Here is a 17,541-nt window from a genome sequence, read left to right on the forward strand (position 1 = left end):
ATGAGTTTAACCTATACTGCATAGGGCTACAAATTAGGAGCCGAAGTACTTATTGTAAATGGTTGTATAAGTCCCATCATTTCTATTTGCAACAAGATTTTATTTATTTTATTAATGAGATTGGATCTACAGTTTTAAAGTTAATTACTTTATTGCTCGTAAGGTACGTACTTAAATAGATCGATGTTCATTATGATTGCATTGGCATCGTTGTTGAGTAATACCATGATCATTAAAGAAATTTTTGGATATTCTTTTATATTATCTTTGCTCGTATAATGTATGTCGAAACAGCTTCATGCAGTTCTACCATTCCCTTTGAGCGTATTTAAAACCTGGGTTGCGGTCAATTATTTGTCAAATTTAAGGTTGAGATATGATGGGAGCTATTTTATTTTTTTGCTAAGTACCTATCCAAAGCATTCGCAAAAGCAGTCTTTTCCTTGATGCTTAATGCAGCAGGGCCGCCCGAATGTTGTCCAGTTGCCCGTAATTGTTCATGCATATTTCTTATATTTAAACGTTGTTTGATGTTGTTCTCAGTATATTCCTCTCCACGAGGATTAATCACCAATCCTTTTTGGGCAATAACGTCCGCTGCTAAGGGGATATCGGCAGTAATGACCAAATCAAAGGGCTTTAAATGGGTCGTAATATAATGGTCTGCACTGTCAAAACCTTTAACGACTTGCACAAAGCGAATGAAAGGTGAGTTAGGATGAGTAAGAAAGGAATTGGCCACTAAGGTTAGTGAAGTGTTTGTACGGACTGCAGCACGAAACAAGATTTCTTTAATTACTTTGGGGCACGCATCGGCATCTACCCAGATATGCATATTCATTGAATTGGTCAGTGTAAATTAGAATGATTTTAGCAAGTAAGGCTGACAAGCAACATAGGCTAATTGTATAATTTTAACCTTGTTGATGTTTTTGTGATGTTGAAAGATTTAGATTTCTATTTTTTATTTTGGGAGAAAGTAATGAAAGTTTTCGCTTTTTTTTGTTTTTCACTGTTGTCTTCCTATGTTGCAGCTGCAGAATCGACTCTGCCTGTTGGATGTCAAGCTGTTGCTGTTCAGGGTGAATCAGTGACATTACAAGCTAAAAAAAGCAGTTTGGTATTTATTCATAATCTCGCTTCTACAGATGTATGGATTACACATCCAGTTGCTAATCCCAGTGCCAGTGCCGGTTGGACAACACGGATACAGGGTGGAAATTGGTCTGCATTGGCTCTGCATAAAGGCCCATTTGTTTTAAATTGTATTGAATCCAAGCCTGGCCACGAACAACAAGCTCCTTGTGAAGGTCTCATTGCTGTGTGTAAATGGAAAGGGGTGAAAATTCCTGCTCAAGGTAAAGGCAGTACGTTTTGGGCAGCAGAAGATATGTCTTTATCCGCATTAACTGCCGCGGTAGGTGCTCGAGGGTTTGTGATTCCTGTACCCAAGAAATCATAAGTAAGAAGTTGACAGTAATTCCAGTTATCAATTTTGGAGAATGTAGTATGTATACGAAGTTATTCGAGCAAAAGTTAGACAAAAAAGAGGATAAGGAAAAACGAATTCAGTTTGTGTATAACATTTATTCTGTATTATCTCGTGACCCATCAATAAGTAACGAGATGAAACAGAAGATATTGACTGGTTCATTGTTTTATACAAATCTCTCTGCAAAAGAGATTCAAGAAGATATAGAAAATAGATATACACCCAGCAATAACTGCTAAAGGGAAGACGGCTTTTGCTGACACGTTTCTTGGCGGGAATTGCTCGTGGTTGCCCCACTTATCTTGCTACTTTCATGGATAAGTGGTAGAACTGAGCAAATGATGTATACCTTAAATATGATGACAATAAAATACAAACAGGATAAGCGTTGAGCAAAAAATCAAAAGATCCCTTTAAAGATCCCTTTTATGAGCGGGAAAGTGAAAAATATACCGATCCTGTCCCAAGTCGCGAATTCATTATGGAAATTCTTAATGAATACGGTAAGCCCATGTCGCGTACTCAATTGTTCGATAAACTCCACATAGGAGATGAACGCAAGCAAGAGTCTATGGGATTTAGACTGAAGGCCATGTTACGTGATGGACAAATCATGCAAGATCGACGCGGCCGATTTTGTCTTATGCAAAGAATTAATCTATCACGCGGTACCGTTCAAGCACACCCTGATGGTTTTGGTTTTTTTATTCCTGATAATGGTTCAGAAGATATGTTTTTGTCTGCTAAAGAAATGCGGGCAGTGATGCATGGAGACGTTGTTCTTGCCTATCAGGTTGGTGTGGATAGGCGAGGAAGACCCGAGGCAAAAATTCATGAAGTGATCGAGCATGCCAATGCCACTGTTGTGGGACGATTTTTTACCGACCATGGGGTCAGTTTTGTATTCCCTGATAGCAAACATTTAACTCAAGATATCTCTATTCCCCAAGAAATGATTAATGGAGCCAAGAACGGTCAAATTGTTTTGGTCGAATTAATTGCCTTTCCGAGTAAACGGACACAAGCTATTGGTAAGGTGATTCATGTTTTAGGCGAACATATGGCTCCTGGCATGGAAATTCAAGTTGCACTTTATGCACATGGAATTCCCTTCGAATGGCCTGAGGATGTGAATATTGAAGTTGCAAAAATTCCACAGCATGTTACTGAAGACCAAATCAAGGGACGCACTGATCTCCGTAATCTTCCTTTTGTTACGATTGATGGGGAAGATGCCAAAGATTTTGATGACGCAGTTTATTGTTATAAAAAGCCAAAGGGCGGTTTTCAATTATATGTTGCAATTGCGGATGTCAGTAATTATGTGAAGCAAGATTCTGCACTGGATAAAGAAGCCGCGCGACGTGGTAATTCGGTCTATTTTCCTGGAAAAGTAATCCCCATGTTACCAGAGGCTTTATCCAATGGCCTATGTTCTTTAAATCCTCATGTGGATCGCCTGTGCATGGTCGCCGAGATGACGATCAGTAATGAAGGTAAAATATCGCGCTCTCGGTTTTATCGAGCAGTCATTCATTCACATGCTCGATTGACCTATACTCAGGTTGGCTTTTGGCTTGAGCAGGGGATAACCGACGAACAACATGCTTCTTCATGGCCTACGTTGGAGGCTCTTTATGGTTTGTATCACGTTTTATTGGTTACCCGTAAGCTTCGCGGCGCCATGGATTTCGAGACTACAGAAACGCGTATCGAATTTGATGAAAATAAAAAAATTCAATGTATTGTTCCAGTGATTCGCAATGATGCGCATAAATTGATCGAAGAGTGTATGTTGGCCGCGAATGTTGCTACAGCGCGATTTTTGGAAAAGGCAGAGATTCCCGCACTTTATCGTGTGCATGCTGTTCCTGAAGAGGACAAGATTACTGCATTAAGACAGTTTTTAGGTGAGTTAGGATTGCAATTAAGTGGTGGCAAAAAACCTGGACCCAAAGATTTTCAGCGTACTATGAATGCTATAGTAGATCGGCCTGATAAACATCTCATTGAAACGGTAATGCTTCGCTCACTGAAACAAGCGCACTATGTTGAAGCCAATGAAGGACATTTTGGCCTTGCCTATTCTGCCTATACTCATTTTACTTCGCCCATCAGACGTTACCCCGATTTGTTAATTCATCGTGCACTGGGTCATTTATTGGATAATCAGCCAGTTTATGAATTTAGTTATACCCATGAAGATATGAATCGATTGGGGAAACATTCATCGATGACTGAGCGTCGTGCTGATGAAGCGACAAGAGAAGTGACTACATGGTTAAAATGTGAATACATGCAAGATAAGTTAGGGCAGGTCTTCAAAGGGCGAATTTCTGCAGTGACCAGTTTTGGAATTTTTGTTGAACTGGATGAAATTTATGTTGAAGGTTTGGTCCATGTTACTTCTTTAAAAAATGATTACTATACTTTTGATTCTGTAAAACATCGTCTGACTGGGACACGAGGTGGTCATGTGTATCATTTGGGAGACAAAATGACAGTTTTAGTTGCCCGAGTTGATTTAGATGAGCGTAAAATTGATTTTGAGCCGGTAGAGGAAGTAGCCAGTCATGAGTGAGCAGTATGTCTATGGGGTACATGCGGTTTCTGCTTTGTTAACCAACCCCCATCGAGTGACTAAAAAGCTCTACATTAGTGAAGATCGGGTGGATAAGAGGCTGCAAAATATTATTGATAAAGCGATGCAAGCACACATCAATATTGAAAAATTAAGTACGCAAAAAATGAACCAGCGTTTTGCGGATTTTGCTCATCAAGGAATAGTTGCAAGTGCATCTTCTTTGCCCGATTACAATGAATCCCATTTACTTGCATTATTGGAGTCCAGTAAACAGCCTGCTTTGATTCTGATCTTGGATGGAGTCACTGACCCACATAATTTAGGAGCATGCTTGCGTACGGCAGATGCAACCGGTGTTGATTTTGTGGTGATCCCTAAGGATAAGAGTGCCAGTATTACTCCTATAGTGAGTAAAGTTGCATGCGGTGCAGCGGAGTCGGTACCTTTGGTGAGAGTGACTAATTTAGTACGTGGCATGGAACTTTTAAAGGAACAAGGGGTCTGGATCTATGGTGCAGCTGGCGAGGCAACTAGCTCCTTATATCAAACAGATTGTACTGGAAATGTCGCGATTGTGATGGGGGCAGAGGGTGAGGGACTACGCCGATTGACGCGCGAACGCTGTGATGGTTTATTTTCTTTGCCTATGCTAGGCAGTGTAACCAGTTTAAACGTTTCTGTAGCCACGGGCGTTTCTTTATATGAAATTGTGAGGCAAAGAAAAAGGAATGATTCTTAATGAGCGAATTAAAAATGAAAGCAGCAAAAGCTGCGTTGCAATACATCGAAGACGACATGGTGGTTGGTGTAGGTACCGGTTCTACAGTAAATTTTTTTATTAAAGAACTGACTGCTATAAAGCACAGAATTGATGCATGTGTATCGAGCTCCAAAGCAACAGAAGCTTTATTACGACAAGAAGGCATTCCTGTTATTGATTTAAACTCAGTACAGGATTTACCGATTTATATTGATGGTGCCGATGAAGTGACTGAGCAGGGCGAAATGATTAAGGGAGGCGGTGGTGCTCATACCCGTGAAAAGATTGTAGCTCAGGTAGCAGAAAAATTTATTTGTATCGTAGATGATTCAAAGCTTGTAAACCATTTGGGCAATTTTCCAGTTGCTGTTGAGGTGATTCCTCTGGCGCGAAGTATGGTCGCTCGAAAGTTAGTTCAATTAGGCGGTGATCCTGAATATAGAGAGGGTTTCATTACTGATAATGGTAATATCATTCTTGATGTGTTTCATTTAACCCTCAATGAACCTATGGATATGGAAAATCGCATTAACTTGATAACCGGAGTTGTAGAAAACGGAATATTTGCACATCGTGCAGCAGATATAATTTTATCGGCTTCTCAAGATGGCGTGAAGCGCGTGAAATAGAATAATGTCTCGTAGGACCAGGACTTGTCCGCGAGATCCGGTGATGTCGCTGATTTCTGGATTCCGCGGACAACCTTGTTAACTAACAGTGAAGGCGCGAGGGATACACAGCCCATTAAGTTAAGATTTTGTCATTCCCGCGAAGCCGGGAATCTATTCTTAACGTGGCTCTGTGCCTCGCTAGAAATGGGCTCTCGCCTTCGCGGAGAGCGGCAGTTTTTTCCTTTGGCAGTGAGCGTAGGATAGGCCAAAAAATATTATGACAGGGGTATTTGGCTATAGACTGCTTTATAAAAAATAGGTTTTAGGCTAATGAATGAACATAAAGTTTATGTAAACCGAATTCTGAATATGAAAAAAATCAAGTTGATTGGTCTGGACATGGATCATACCTTGATTCGTTATAATTCGGAGAATTTTGAGTCTTTGGTTTACCAACTCGTTAAAGAACAGTTGGTAGAGGTAAAACATTACCCTGAACAAATTAAGAAATTGAATTTTAATTATCACGATGCGATTCGTGGTTTGGTTATCGATAGTAAAAACGGTAATATTTTAAAGTTAAGTCGTTATGGTGCAATTCGCCAAAGTTATCATGGCACTAAACCTATTGATTTTTCTGAACAGCAAAAAATTTATCGAAGTATTTATGTTGATTTGAGTGATCCTAATTACATGGCTATAGATACAGCTTTTTCGATTGCTTTCTGTGTTCTATATGGTCAATTAGTTGATTTAAAAGACTCATTATATCCTGAGGAAATACCCAGTTATCAAATCATCGCACAAGACGTACAATTTTGCGTGGATAAAGTTCATTCTGACGGTAGTTTAAAAACAATTATTAGTAAAAATTTGCCTACATATGTTATTAAAGAGCGTGCCCTTGTTGAGGGCTTGAAGCATTTTATTCATCATGGCAAAAAAATATTTGTTCTTACAAATTCCGACTATTCCTATACAAAGCTATTATTGGAATATGCAATTAACCCTTTTTTGAAGAGGGGTGAAAGCTGGATCAATTTATTTGAGTTTGTCATTACACTCGCCAATAAGCCACGCTTTTTTTACGATAATCTTCGTTTTTTATCGATTCATCCCGCTACTGGAACAATGACTAATACAATGGGTCCAATAGTCCCAGGCGTGTACCAAGGAGGTAATGCCAAAAAATTTACTGAAGATTTGCATATCCGCGGCGACGAACTCCTTTATATTGGCGATCATATCTATGGGGATATCTTAAGATTAAAAAAAGATTGCAATTGGAGAACTGCTTTAGTTGTTGAAGAGCTTGGAGAGGAAATAGCCGCACAAGCACGGGCGATACCTATAGAGAAAAAAATCAGTGAAGCGATGGAAATAAAAAAGAATTTAGAAAAGCAATACGTCAATTTATACACAAAAATGATTGATGAAGGTTCAAAACAATACAGCCATGAAATACAAGAATTGCAGGCACAAATCAGTCGGATTGATACTCAGCTTACTAAATTGTTAAAAGAACAACAAACCTATTTTAATCCAAAATGGGAACGTATTTTTCGTGCTGGAGCAGAGGAAAGTTATTTTGCCTATCAAGTCGATCGCTTTGCTTGTATTTATATGGAAAAACTTTCTGATTTATTGGAACACTCTCCTGTAACTTATTTCCGTGCGAACAGACGTTTATTGGCACATGATGTTGAGGTATAGAAATCCTGGAATGTAATTAAAGAGATAATTATCGATTATACTACTATATAAATAGGTAGATATAATTTATGGAAATAATTATTCTTAAGGAGAGCCCATGTCAATAATGAAACAATTGAAAAGAGTTCTTTTTGCTTTTTGTTTGGTAGGACTTTCCGTATTCGTCAGTTCCTGTAATATCGATCAGCCTCCGATTTCTTCAAATAATGAAAAAGGCTATGGGGGAGACGGTGGCGGGCGTTAGATCCTATCAAGGATCGGTCTTATTTGGCGCGCATCTTAAACAAAAAATTGTCCGGAAATGCTCATGTAGCCGCCTATATCCTGTTTTTACGGAACAAGTTTCGTTCAACCTGCGCTTAACTACGCCCGTTTGACCAAGATCTCTAGGTCACTTATTACCCTTTAGTTTGTTCTGCAAGATTCCAAGCACTAATGATTGCATGTTGATTATTTTTATAATTGCTGGATTACATTTCTTAATGTTTCCAGGCTAATATTTGCTCCACTTAAAATAACCACTGCGTTTTTTCCTTGATAATAGGGAACACATTTTAAAAATGCAGCCAGGGCTACAGCAGCAGCGCCTTCGATTAACAGGTGCTGGATTTTCAATATCGTGAGTAGTGCAGAGCGAATTTCGTTTTCAGAGAGTAAAACAAAATCATCAACATACTCGCGACACAGATCAAAGGTTATTGAATCATGCTCTATTCCTCCTGCTGTAGCATCGGATAAAGTGGGTAAGCTATCCATGGAAATAATTTTTCCTGCTTTAATCGACTCTGACATGACCGGAGAATTTTCGGGTAAACATCCAATAATTTTTGTTTTAGGAGAAACTGCTTTAATATATCCCGCAACTCCGCTAATTAATCCTCCCCCGCCTACAGGGATAAAAATCACATCTACAGAATCCAGTTGGTGTAAGAGTTCAATACCAATTGTACCCTGACCCGCAATTACTTGCGTATTATTATAGGGTGACACGTAAACCATATCGTGATGTTTTGCATAGTCTATTGCTTGTAATTCGGTTTCGACGCAATCCCTTCCATAAAGCTTAAGTGGCACATTATAAAAACTAATATTTTCTTTTTTTACAGGAGATACATTTTCAGGTACAAAAATAACTCCTGGAAGTTTTAAATTATGTAATCCATATGCAACCGCTGCCCCATGATTTCCTGTTGATGCTGCTACAATGCCATTTTGCCGATTCTTTTTTAGAGAGAGTAACGCATTAAGGGCTCCCCGCACTTTGAATGAACCCGTATGTTGTAAATTTTCACATTTTAAATAAAGATTTACATTGGTAAGTTTGCTTAGCGGTACAGAGAAATCCAAAGGTGTTTCACGAATATGGCTACGAATTCTATTTTCAGCTTTAAGTACGGCAGTTTTTACATCAAACATTCATTTTTCTCCCTCGGATCGATGCAGATAATTATAAATAGTGGCTCGTGACACATTGAGAATTTGAGCAATATATTGCGCAGCATTTTTCCCAGAAAAAGCACCAATCGTATACAGGTGATCTATTAAGGCTTGTTTTTCTTTTCGATTTAGTGAATCAAGCAGCAATTGATGTTCATTTAAGTAATGATTAATGTAGGTATTAACACGCTCTTGCCAATCATCTTTAAATAAAGGTTCCGGTTTTGCTATTAACTGAGCGCACTGAAGAAATTGTTGCAAAGACTCATTAAATTTTTCCATTACTGAAACATCAAGATTAATACACAACATGCCCACAACGTTATGGTTTTCATCACGAATCATACTGCTGACTGATTTGATTTTATTTCCATTCCAATTTGTTTTCTCGTAGGGGCCAACACAATCATTCAGCAGTTGCAGATCATCTTGATCCAGTTGCGATGCATCACCTGCACGGCGCTTGGAAAATGGGTTGTAAATAGCCACAATTTTATTTTGTTTTACATCATGCACAATAACTTCTGCATAAGGGTACAATAAACGTTGGATTGCCTCCGCGGCGGGTAAAAAATTTTTAATTACCTTCTTCATATCGAGCACTATATTTAAGACTAATATATATTGTAGTCTAATTTAGACTTTATTTTCTATTTATTATAAATAGAAAATAAATTTTCTTTGCGCAGGACAAAAATAGTAAATTTCTTGAATAAATAATGAATAACTCGCTGACTTTATCCACATAAATCCTCCTTTTTTGTCGCAAAAAATTATATAAAATTACTTAAAAATCAGGAGTTATTTCTTTTTTTTCATTCTTATGTCAAATTTGTCCTCTGCAAAGATAAATTTTTCTCAAAAAATAACTTCTTAATTCTTCCTTAAGGTTTGATCTTTATACTTGATTATGAACTAACAGGGAGCCCGGATGCGATGCGTGTATTAATTATTGAAGACAATGCTTTTAATGCATTTTGCTTGTCTCGATTATTAGAGTCAGTTGTTGCTGCAGTAGCAATCGATGTTGTAAGTAATAGTCAGGACGCTCTGTCTTTTATAGACACTCATGTGCCGGATCTGGTTGTTATTGATGGTGAGTTGAACTTGATTGACGAATTTTCTACTCATGGACCACAACTTGCAGCAGTCATATTGCAAAAATATCCTCATCTTCCTCTTATTTCCTGGTCAGATTCCGAATTTATGCGCGGTGCTTTTGCTAAAGTTTTGATTCAATATAATCGTTTAGTGAATGAGTACAATACTTGGACTAAAACCGTAAGTCCAGAATGCATTCAAAAAACCTGGGCGTATTATTTCGATGAATCGGCCAACGAGAAACAAGATTTTTCACATATAACTCGCTCTAAAAGACAAGCCAGCCGCCATCTTTGATTGCATTATCTGGTAACCTACAGTTTCAGAGCTGATTTCAAGAAATCAGCAAGCAACTGAAACACGCGCTATAATTAGAGTTATCCTATTTTTGTGATGAATCAATAATCTATTTTTTAAGGAAACCTGATGATGGACCATGCTCGGACACAGAGCCTTTCAGATCACAAAAAAATACGTAGAAATAAAAAAATTGGTGAAAAAACAGATGATCTTGGTTCCGTTGTGCAACCATTAAAAGAGGCTAATAAACGCCAGAGAAAAAAGCAGACAAAAGAGAGTTTGTTCGACCTGGAGGTACAAACTATTAAAGCAGAAGAAACATTTTATACAAAAAGTATGCTGCAAAATATTCTAGAAAGCTCTGTTGAATATTCAATCGTAGGCATGGACTTGAAGGGAAAAATAATCTTATGGAATGAGGGCGCTTACCGTAATTATGGATACACCGCCTCCGAGATGGTGAATAAAAAAAATATTTTCGTACTCCATACACGTGAAGACATTAAATCCGGAGCTGCTCATGAGTTTATGAAAAGAGCATTAGAAAATGGAAACGCGGAAGAAGTGTTCGAGCGTGTTCGTAACGACCGCTCGCGTTTTATTGCTTCTGTTACCCTGACATTACGTCGGGATGATAAGGGTGAGCCTGTTGGTTATGTTATGATTTCCAAAGATATCACAGAAGCGAAGCGAATCGAAAATCAACTGATTAAGACGAATGAAGAGTTGGAACAATTTGCTTACATTGCATCACATGATTTAAAAGCTCCTTTACGGGCTATTGAGCGATTAGCTACCTGGCTTGAAGAGGATAATGCCGATAAATTGGATGATAAATCTAAAGAGCATTTAGCCTTGTTACGTCAACGTACTTTACGCTTAGCAAATTTAATTGATGGAATATTACAATATTCACGAGCGGGTCGTTTGGATTTGAATGTCGAGCGTGTGAATACCAAAGAAATTCTGAAAGATATCATTGAAAATCTAAATCCGGAAGGTAGATTTGAAGTACATTATCCTCAACGTCTCCCGATTTTTAAAACCGCTAAAATTCCATTGATTCAAGTATTCTCTAATATACTCGGTAATAGTTTTAAACATCATCATCGGACAAAAGGTACGATAAAAATCGAGGTTGATACATTAGGTGTATTTTATCTGTTTACTATTAAAGATGATGGGCCAGGGATTTCACCTGAGTTTTTTAATAAGATTTTCGTTGTTTTTCAGACGCTTAAAGCAAGGGATGAGTTGGAGTCCACAGGTGTTGGCTTGAGTATTGTTAAAAAAATTGTCGAATCACAAGGCGGCAAAGTGATGGTTCAGTCTCAAATAGGGCATGGTACTACGATGTCATTTACCTGGCCTAAGCAAATCAAAAAACTGAAAGTGCTCCAGTAATTGGATCTTATAAGAAATTGTGAGCGCGCTAACTCACATTTTTGTTAGGAAACTCAAGTAGATTCCAATAGTGATGTAATGATGAAATCATTTCCATAAATTCTGAAACTTGAAATGGTTTTACAATATAACCTGCGGCATTTAAGTTATATGCATCTATTTTATCTTTTTCACTATTTGAAGTGGTAAGAATAAAAACCAGCAGTGATTTTAATTTTTTATTTGTGCGGATATTTTTCATGAATTCTATGCCATTCATTTTAGGCATATTAATGTCCAGAATAATTATTTTGGGCGTAGGTTTTATTTTTTTTTCTCCATTTAGGCCCAATAATTTATTTAATGCATCTACCCCATTTGTTGCTATGTGAACTGGATTGTTGATTTTATTTTTTTTAAAAGTTCTTTGTATGTCTTTGATGTCAATTTCATCATCATCCACAAGCATAAAATTAATGGAATTATCTAATTCAAACATTTTTTATTCCTTTATTTAATTTATTATAGATTATAGGCAGAAAATTATATTTTTTCACAAAATGATTATTATTGATACTATAATTAACTTATGCATACAATGTAATGAATGTAATCCTTTTTAGATAAAGTATTTCCTGAATTCCGTAAGCTTTTATGCTCCATTAAAAGCAGATGATCACGGTAGGAGAATGACTATGGAATCCCATGAAAACATCGTTGATATTTTATATATTGAAGACGATATTGTTGATGTTGAGGGTGTAAAGCGAATATTTAAAAAAGTTAAAGAGTCGTGTGCTATTGAGGTTGCTTCAAATGGTGAAGAAGCCTTAAATAAACTATATGGACGGAAAGGGCAAGATAAAATTCATCCAAAAGTAATTCTCCTTGATATTAATGTTCCCAAAGTAAATGGGATTGATTTACTAAAAATCATTCGTAAAGATCCATCATTGGCTTTTACAGAGGTATTCATCCTGACAAATGCTTATACAAAAGAGGATAAGCTTGCCATCAAAGACTTAAATGTAAGAGGACAAATCATTAAACCTCTTGAATATGGCGATGCATTGAACATTTATTGGGCAACGCAACATATATAAAATGAAGTACTAACTTGGCACACCGTGTAAAAAATGTTTCTAACGATGAATTTAATTTTGCTCGTAGGAATAACAATGGAGTAGTTTTTTGCGCAGCGAAAAAAGCTAGAAATTTGCTTACTGAATTTTGCTGCTGCGCTGTATTAAGATGAACTTTATGCCGCCAAGTACAAGTTTAATTAATGAGCCGCATCCCAATTAGTTCCTGTGCCAATAGAGACTACAAGCGGAACAGAGAGTTTTACCGCGTGTTCCATTAATTCACGAATCATCTTTTTGCTTGATTCAACTTCTTTATCATAGACTTCAAAAACCAATTCATCATGAACTTGCATGATCATGTTTGCCGGTGGATTTTTTTGTTCATTTTGCCATTTAGCAATGGCTATCATGGCTTTTTTAATAATGTCAGCCGCAGTGCCTTGCATAGGCGCGTTAATCGCTGTTCGTTCCGCTGCTTTTTGACGTACCATATTGCGCGTATTAATTTCAGGTAAATACAAACGTCTACCAAATAAGGTTTCTACATAACCGAACTGATGAGCTTGTTCACGGGTTCGGTTCATGTATTCCAAAACTTTAGGGTAACGTTGAAAATAGGTATCGATGTAATATTGTGCATCCTGACGTTCCACTCCAATTTGTTTTGCCAGGCCAAAAGAAGACATTCCGTAAATTAGACCAAAATTAACTGCTTTAGCTCTACGGCGTTGCTCGCTGCTTACTTCATCCAATGGAGTTTGAAAAATTTCACTGGCGGTTGCTGCATGAATATCCCAGCCCAGAGCAAAGGCTTTTAATAGATTTTCATCTTGTGATAGATGGGCCATTATCCGTAATTCAATTTGGGAGTAATCTGCCGCAAGAATGAGAAAATTCTCAGGAGCTATGAATGCAGTACGAATTAAACGGCCTTCTTCACTCCGTATGGGAATGTTTTGCAAATTGGGTTCACTGGAGGAAAGTCTACCAGTAGCCGTGACTGCCTGGTTATAAGATGTATGTACTCTGAGTGTTTTTGGATTAATTTTTTTAGGCAGAGTGTCAATATATGTAGAAACGAGTTTAGTAAGACTGCGGTATTCAAGGATCACTGCGGCAAGGCGGTAATCATAAGCCAACTCTTGTAATACTGACTCCGCTGTAGAGGGTTGTCCCGTTGGTGTTTTTGCGATTATTGGTAGTTTGTGCGAATCAAAGAGAATTTCTTGTAATTGTTTGGGCGAGTTCAGGTTAAAGGGTCTGCCAGCCAATTGTAATGCTTCTTGCTCCAATGCATTAATGCGTTCTTTCAAGCGGTTTCCATGCTTCTCCAAAGTCATGGAGTCGATAAGTACACCGCGTCGCTCTATGTCTGCAAGAACTGTAACTAATGGCATTTCTATATCAGTGAATACACTTTGTATGGATTCTGGAATTAAAGGAAAAAGTGTATTGTGAAGTTGCAACGTAATCTCTGCATCTTCTGCAGCATAAGCTGCTGCTTTATCCACTGGAATCTGATCAAAACGCAGTTGCTTTGCTCCTTTTCCAGCAACCTCTTCATAACTAATCGCTTTGTGTCCCAGATATTTTAAGGCCAATGAATCCATGTCATGACGTCCTGTGCCACTGTTGAGTACATAAGACTCTAACATGGTGTCATAACTTATCCCCTCAAGGTTAATACCATGATTTTTCAGTACAGCATAATCGTATTTGAGGTTTTGACCGATTTTTTTTATTTCAGGATTTTCTAAAACAGGTTTTAAAGCAGTTAAAACTTCTTCACGAATTAATTGCACAGTGCCGTCAGTATGCATAAAGGGAATATATACGGCTTTTCCTTCTTCAATTGCTAAGGAAATCCCGACAAGTTCTGCGAGCATAATATCTATACTGGTTGTTTCTGTATCAATGCAGAATACTTGGCATTGCTCTAGTTGATTGAGCAAATGATTTAATTGCTGGTTGGTTGTAATCAATTCAAAAGGAATACTTGAAATAACAGATTTACTCGTAGAGGTCCTCCCTTCTTCACCCAAAAGTTCTTTGAGCCAGTTTTTGAATTCAAATTCACGGGTTAATTCAATGAGTCGTTCTTTATTCATGGGCTCAGGTTTTAATTCGCCCCAGCTTAAGGGTAAATCAACATCGGTTTTGATCGTTACCAATTTTTGGGATAATGGCAGTTGTGGAATACTTGCACGCAAATATTCACCAATTTTGCCACCAATCTCATCTGCATGATGAATCAGATTATCCAGCGTTTGATATTCTGTAAGCCATTTAACTGCTGTTTTGGGCCCACATTTAGTTATCCCCGGAATATTGTCGACAGTATCACCAATAAGTGTAAGATAATCAATCACTTGTGAGGGTTTTATCCCAAATTTCTCTTTGACGCCTTCAATATCCAAGGTGGTATTACTCATGGTATTGATTAACGTAATATGTTCATTAACGAGTTGCGCCATATCTTTATCACCTGTAGAGATCACTACAGGGATTCCCTGTTCAGTAGCTTGCTTTGCCAAGGTACCGATTACATCGTCTGCTTCGACTCCCTCAATAATCAATATAGGAAGTCCCATAGATTCCAGGAGCTGGATTAAGGGTGCAAATTGAGTGCTTAGTTCTTGGGGCATAGGAGGTCTATGCGCTTTATACTCTGGGTACCATTCATCTCTGAATGTTTTTCCCTTGGCATCAAAGACTACAGCCAGTTCCTCCGGCTGATAATCTTTAATGAGCTTTTTAATCATATTGGCCACCCCATAGATGGCTCCTGTGGGCTGTCCTTTTGAATTGGTCAAAGGCGGTAATGCATGAAATGCACGAAAAAAATAGGAGGAACCGTCAATGAGAATCAAGGGAGAAGTCATAGTTATTCCGCCTCTTCTTTGGCAAGTTGTTTCTTCAATAATTCGACTTGTTCGGAAAGAGCCTTAATGTTTTTGCGTATTAAAGGAATTCGATTGACGCCGAGTTCATGCTGAATCGCAAGGTCTTTAGGACGCGCTGGATTTCCTAAATAAATGTTCCCTTCTTTCAGATGTTTGTTCGGCGGTACTCCTGTGCGAGCGCCTAATACCACGCCGTCATCAATACGAACATGATCACTGACTCCAACATTGGCAGCAAAAATAACATGATTGCCTGAAGTGGTGCTGCCTGCGATGCCGGTAAAACCACATAGAATATTATGTTTACCTAATTTTACCGAATGTGCTATTTGGACAAGGTTATCAATTTTAGTACCCTCACCAACAACAGTTGCTCCCATCGTGGCACGGTCTATAGCGGTATTTGCACCTATTTCTACATCATCCTCAATAATGACACACCCAACATGAGGAACTTTGAGATGTTTTCCATCAACAAAGGTATAACCAAAACCATCGGAGCCAATAACCGTAGAAGCATGAATTATGACTCTGGAACCGATTTGACACTTATCATACACAGTAACATGGGGATGGATGGTTGTATTATTTCCCAGGGTCACTTCACGACCAATATGAATATGACTTTTTAGGATACAGTTGTCGCCAATACTACTGCCTGCTTCAATCACCACATAAGGTCCTATAAATACTTCCCGCCCCAATGCTACTCCTTCGCCAATGACTGCCGTAGGATGAATATTAGGAAAGGTTTTTTGCGGGGGATTGAAAAAATGCATCAGGGTAATAAAGGCTTTGAATGGATGTTTTACCTGGATGAGTGGTTTTTTTGAAACAGAAGTCTGTTCATTGACTAAGATAGCAGCTGCTTGTGATGCTTCTGCTAATTTTATATTTTCATTACTGTCAGCAAACACTAGGCTTCCCGGTATAATCTCATCGATAGGGGATAAGAAAGAAATTTTTATTGAGTCATCCCCTACGACTACCCCTTGTACCTTATTTGCTATATCACCTAGTGAATAACTCATTTATTGGCCTTTTTTTATAAAATAGCTGATTATATACCCAAGAAACATCCAATGCTATGTTTAGTCGACTTGATTTTTGGGCAGAAAGGCTTGTCTAAAAGATGCGTTATATCGCGTTATTGCGAATTGATTAGAAGAAAGCAATAGAAATACTAGCGCATCGAAGTCCTCGAAAACGCTCCTTCCACTGCCAGGGAAAATCTAGTTGAGTTAAGTATAGAAAATAGGTGCAAATACGGTATAAAATTAGCCTGAACACTTTGGATTTCATGTTTAAAAATCAAAGGGATAGGTATGTTAAAAAAAATAATATTTGCCTTAGGGTTTTGCGGAATGTTTACAGTAAAAGTATATGCTACCGATGACCCTTATGCTCCTGTTTTACCTCAGGTTTGGTCATCAATTATTACTGTAAGTGGAGGACCAGCATGGTCTGATCCAGGGAGTGATCAATATCTCTATCCTTTCCCACCGCCACAGTTCAACCTTTATCTTGCTGATTCGAAATCTGATTGGTTAGGTACTGGCGAATTATTTTTTGGGTTACAACATTTTATTGGCGCAAGCAGTTTTATCGCCCAATTTGGGCTTGGGGTTGCAGCAGCGAGTGACGCCAATCTTTCAGGTACGATTAATGTGAATGGAGTACCTGATGTGTATACCTACCATTATAGCGTGAGTCATGTCCGAGCAGAGTTTAAAGGAAAGCTTATTGCCTGTGGTTTTCAAACCCTCCAGCCTTATTTAAGCGGTAGTTTTGGTGTCGGTTGGAACCATGCTCATAACTGGGTACCTACTACAATCGATCCTGTCCTTTATCCAGCATTCTGGTTTGAAACAGCGAGTACGGTTGCTTTTTCGTATACTCTTGGGCTCGGGGTGCAAAAAATGCTAACTCCTAACTGGCAGGTGGGTGTGGGAGCTGAATTTGCTGATTGGGGTAAAAATTATTTGGGTGGCGATGGAGCCACATTGAATCAAGGTCCCGGTATGCCTCATTTGTATACTACTGAGTTATTGTTTAGCTTGAGCTATATGTTTTAAAACAACCTGGTGTGGTTTACTTCGGAACATGGGATTTTTTCTTTCAATTTGACAGATGTAGGGCTGTTAAGCACCTAGCTGTCAAGCTAGGCAGAAA

At 38.3% G+C, this 17,541-nt stretch carries 17 protein-coding genes; 11 read left to right on the forward strand and 6 right to left on the reverse strand.

The genetic code is table 11. From position 1 onward, the window contains the following. Nucleotides 1–391 precede the first annotated feature (391 nt). Complete coding sequence (locus Ltuc_RS01705; RefSeq protein WP_058519631.1) at nt 392–835, reverse strand: YaiI/YqxD family protein; 444 nt, start codon at nt 833–835, stop codon at nt 392–394. Between the two features lie 147 nt (nt 836–982). Between Ltuc_RS01705 and Ltuc_RS01710 the strand changes: the two genes are divergently transcribed. From Ltuc_RS01710 to Ltuc_RS15485, 7 genes are all read left to right on the forward strand, one after another. Further along, complete coding sequence (locus Ltuc_RS01710; RefSeq protein WP_058519632.1) at nt 983–1,462, forward strand: hypothetical protein; 480 nt, start codon at nt 983–985, stop codon at nt 1,460–1,462. Nucleotides 1,463–1,509: 47 nt separating this feature from the next. Continuing rightward, on the forward strand, nt 1,510–1,731 hold the full coding sequence (locus tag Ltuc_RS01715) for a hypothetical protein (protein WP_058519633.1): 222 nt from the start codon (nt 1,510–1,512) through the stop codon (nt 1,729–1,731). 149 nt (nt 1,732–1,880) lie between these two features. Continuing rightward, nucleotides 1,881–4,073 carry a ribonuclease R gene (gene rnr, locus Ltuc_RS01720; RefSeq protein WP_058519634.1) on the forward strand — a complete coding sequence of 731 codons (2,193 nt, stop codon included), beginning with the start codon at nt 1,881–1,883 and terminating at the stop codon, nt 4,071–4,073. Next, nucleotides 4,066–4,815, forward strand: a complete 750-nt coding sequence (gene rlmB, locus Ltuc_RS01725) for a 23S rRNA (guanosine(2251)-2'-O)-methyltransferase RlmB (RefSeq protein WP_058519635.1) — start codon at nt 4,066–4,068, stop codon at nt 4,813–4,815. Before rnr ends, rlmB begins: the two co-directional genes overlap by 8 nt. After that, nucleotides 4,815–5,465: a ribose-5-phosphate isomerase RpiA gene (gene rpiA, locus Ltuc_RS01730; protein ID WP_058519636.1), complete on the forward strand. Its 651-nt coding sequence runs from the start codon at nt 4,815–4,817 to the stop codon at nt 5,463–5,465. The genes rlmB and rpiA overlap by 1 nt, the downstream gene beginning before the upstream one ends. 312 nt (nt 5,466–5,777) lie before the next feature. Beyond that, entirely contained in the window at nt 5,778–7,160 is a 1,383-nt protein-coding gene (locus Ltuc_RS01735) for an HAD-IG family 5'-nucleotidase (RefSeq protein ID WP_058519637.1), read from the forward strand. A gap of 97 nt (nt 7,161–7,257) precedes the next feature. Further along, nucleotides 7,258–7,404 (forward strand): hypothetical protein, encoded by a 147-nt coding sequence (locus Ltuc_RS15485; protein WP_165480998.1) that lies wholly within the window; start codon nt 7,258–7,260, stop codon nt 7,402–7,404. Nucleotides 7,405–7,616: 212 nt separating this feature from the next. Here the strand turns inward: Ltuc_RS15485 and Ltuc_RS01740 are convergent, their stop codons facing one another. Then, entirely contained in the window at nt 7,617–8,576 is a 960-nt protein-coding gene (locus Ltuc_RS01740) for a threonine/serine dehydratase (protein WP_058519638.1), read from the reverse strand. Then, entirely contained in the window at nt 8,577–9,191 is a 615-nt protein-coding gene (locus tag Ltuc_RS01745) for a helix-turn-helix transcriptional regulator (RefSeq protein WP_058519639.1), read from the reverse strand. A 342-nt stretch (nt 9,192–9,533) separates the two neighbouring features. On the opposite strand from Ltuc_RS01745, the gene Ltuc_RS01750 reads away from it, so the two are divergent. Beyond that, a complete protein-coding gene (locus Ltuc_RS01750; RefSeq protein WP_058519640.1) occupies nt 9,534–9,995 on the forward strand; it encodes a response regulator in 462 nt (153 codons plus the stop codon). Between the two features lie 132 nt (nt 9,996–10,127). Then, nucleotides 10,128–11,402 (forward strand): sensor histidine kinase, encoded by a 1,275-nt coding sequence (locus tag Ltuc_RS01755; RefSeq protein ID WP_058519641.1) that lies wholly within the window; start codon nt 10,128–10,130, stop codon nt 11,400–11,402. Nucleotides 11,403–11,430: 28 nt separating this feature from the next. Here the strand turns inward: Ltuc_RS01755 and Ltuc_RS01760 are convergent, their stop codons facing one another. Then, nucleotides 11,431–11,880 (reverse strand): response regulator, encoded by a 450-nt coding sequence (locus Ltuc_RS01760; RefSeq protein WP_058519642.1) that lies wholly within the window; start codon nt 11,878–11,880, stop codon nt 11,431–11,433. A gap of 196 nt (nt 11,881–12,076) precedes the next feature. Between Ltuc_RS01760 and Ltuc_RS01765 the strand changes: the two genes are divergently transcribed. After that, nucleotides 12,077–12,484: a response regulator gene (locus tag Ltuc_RS01765; RefSeq protein ID WP_058519643.1), complete on the forward strand. Its 408-nt coding sequence runs from the start codon at nt 12,077–12,079 to the stop codon at nt 12,482–12,484. A 179-nt stretch (nt 12,485–12,663) separates the two neighbouring features. On the opposite strand, the gene polA is transcribed toward Ltuc_RS01765, so the two are convergent. Together polA and lpxD are read right to left on the reverse strand one after the other, a co-directional pair. Further along, on the reverse strand, nt 12,664–15,348 hold the full coding sequence (gene polA / locus Ltuc_RS01770) for a DNA polymerase I (RefSeq protein WP_058519644.1): 2,685 nt from the start codon (nt 15,346–15,348) through the stop codon (nt 12,664–12,666). Nucleotides 15,349–15,350: 2 nt separating this feature from the next. Then, nucleotides 15,351–16,400, reverse strand: coding sequence for a UDP-3-O-(3-hydroxymyristoyl)glucosamine N-acyltransferase (lpxD, locus tag Ltuc_RS01775; RefSeq protein ID WP_058519645.1), 1,050 nt, complete (start codon nt 16,398–16,400; stop codon nt 15,351–15,353). Between the two features lie 294 nt (nt 16,401–16,694). Here lpxD and Ltuc_RS01780 point away from each other — a divergent pair, with 294 nt between their 5' ends. Continuing rightward, nucleotides 16,695–17,444, forward strand: a complete 750-nt coding sequence (locus Ltuc_RS01780) for an outer membrane protein (RefSeq protein WP_058519646.1) — start codon at nt 16,695–16,697, stop codon at nt 17,442–17,444. Nucleotides 17,445–17,541 lie beyond the last annotated feature (97 nt).

The organism is Legionella tucsonensis (assembly GCF_001468035.1).
GTDB lineage: Bacteria > Pseudomonadota > Gammaproteobacteria > Legionellales > Legionellaceae > Legionella > Legionella tucsonensis.

Coding starts and splice junctions, on each gene's coding strand:
- Ltuc_RS01745 (WP_058519639.1), bottom strand. CDS start 9,191: ATGAAGAAGGTAATTAAAAATTTTTTACCCGCCGCGGAGGCAATCCAA.
- Ltuc_RS01780 (WP_058519646.1), top strand. CDS start 16,695: ATGTTAAAAAAAATAATATTTGCCTTAGGGTTTTGCGGAATGTTTACA.
- Ltuc_RS15485 (WP_165480998.1), top strand. CDS start 7,258: ATGTCAATAATGAAACAATTGAAAAGAGTTCTTTTTGCTTTTTGTTTG.
- Ltuc_RS01760 (WP_058519642.1), bottom strand. CDS start 11,880: ATGTTTGAATTAGATAATTCCATTAATTTTATGCTTGTGGATGATGAT.
- Ltuc_RS01765 (WP_058519643.1), top strand. CDS start 12,077: ATGGAATCCCATGAAAACATCGTTGATATTTTATATATTGAAGACGAT.
- Ltuc_RS01710 (WP_058519632.1), top strand. CDS start 983: ATGAAAGTTTTCGCTTTTTTTTGTTTTTCACTGTTGTCTTCCTATGTT.
- rlmB (WP_058519635.1), top strand. CDS start 4,066: ATGAGTGAGCAGTATGTCTATGGGGTACATGCGGTTTCTGCTTTGTTA.
- Ltuc_RS01735 (WP_058519637.1), top strand. CDS start 5,778: ATGAATGAACATAAAGTTTATGTAAACCGAATTCTGAATATGAAAAAA.
- Ltuc_RS01715 (WP_058519633.1), top strand. CDS start 1,510: ATGTATACGAAGTTATTCGAGCAAAAGTTAGACAAAAAAGAGGATAAG.
- rpiA (WP_058519636.1), top strand. CDS start 4,815: ATGAGCGAATTAAAAATGAAAGCAGCAAAAGCTGCGTTGCAATACATC.
- lpxD (WP_058519645.1), bottom strand. CDS start 16,400: ATGAGTTATTCACTAGGTGATATAGCAAATAAGGTACAAGGGGTAGTC.
- Ltuc_RS01755 (WP_058519641.1), top strand. CDS start 10,128: ATGGACCATGCTCGGACACAGAGCCTTTCAGATCACAAAAAAATACGT.
- Ltuc_RS01705 (WP_058519631.1), bottom strand. CDS start 835: ATGCATATCTGGGTAGATGCCGATGCGTGCCCCAAAGTAATTAAAGAA.
- Ltuc_RS01750 (WP_058519640.1), top strand. CDS start 9,534: ATGCGTGTATTAATTATTGAAGACAATGCTTTTAATGCATTTTGCTTG.
- Ltuc_RS01740 (WP_058519638.1), bottom strand. CDS start 8,576: ATGTTTGATGTAAAAACTGCCGTACTTAAAGCTGAAAATAGAATTCGT.
- polA (WP_058519644.1), bottom strand. CDS start 15,348: ATGACTTCTCCCTTGATTCTCATTGACGGTTCCTCCTATTTTTTTCGT.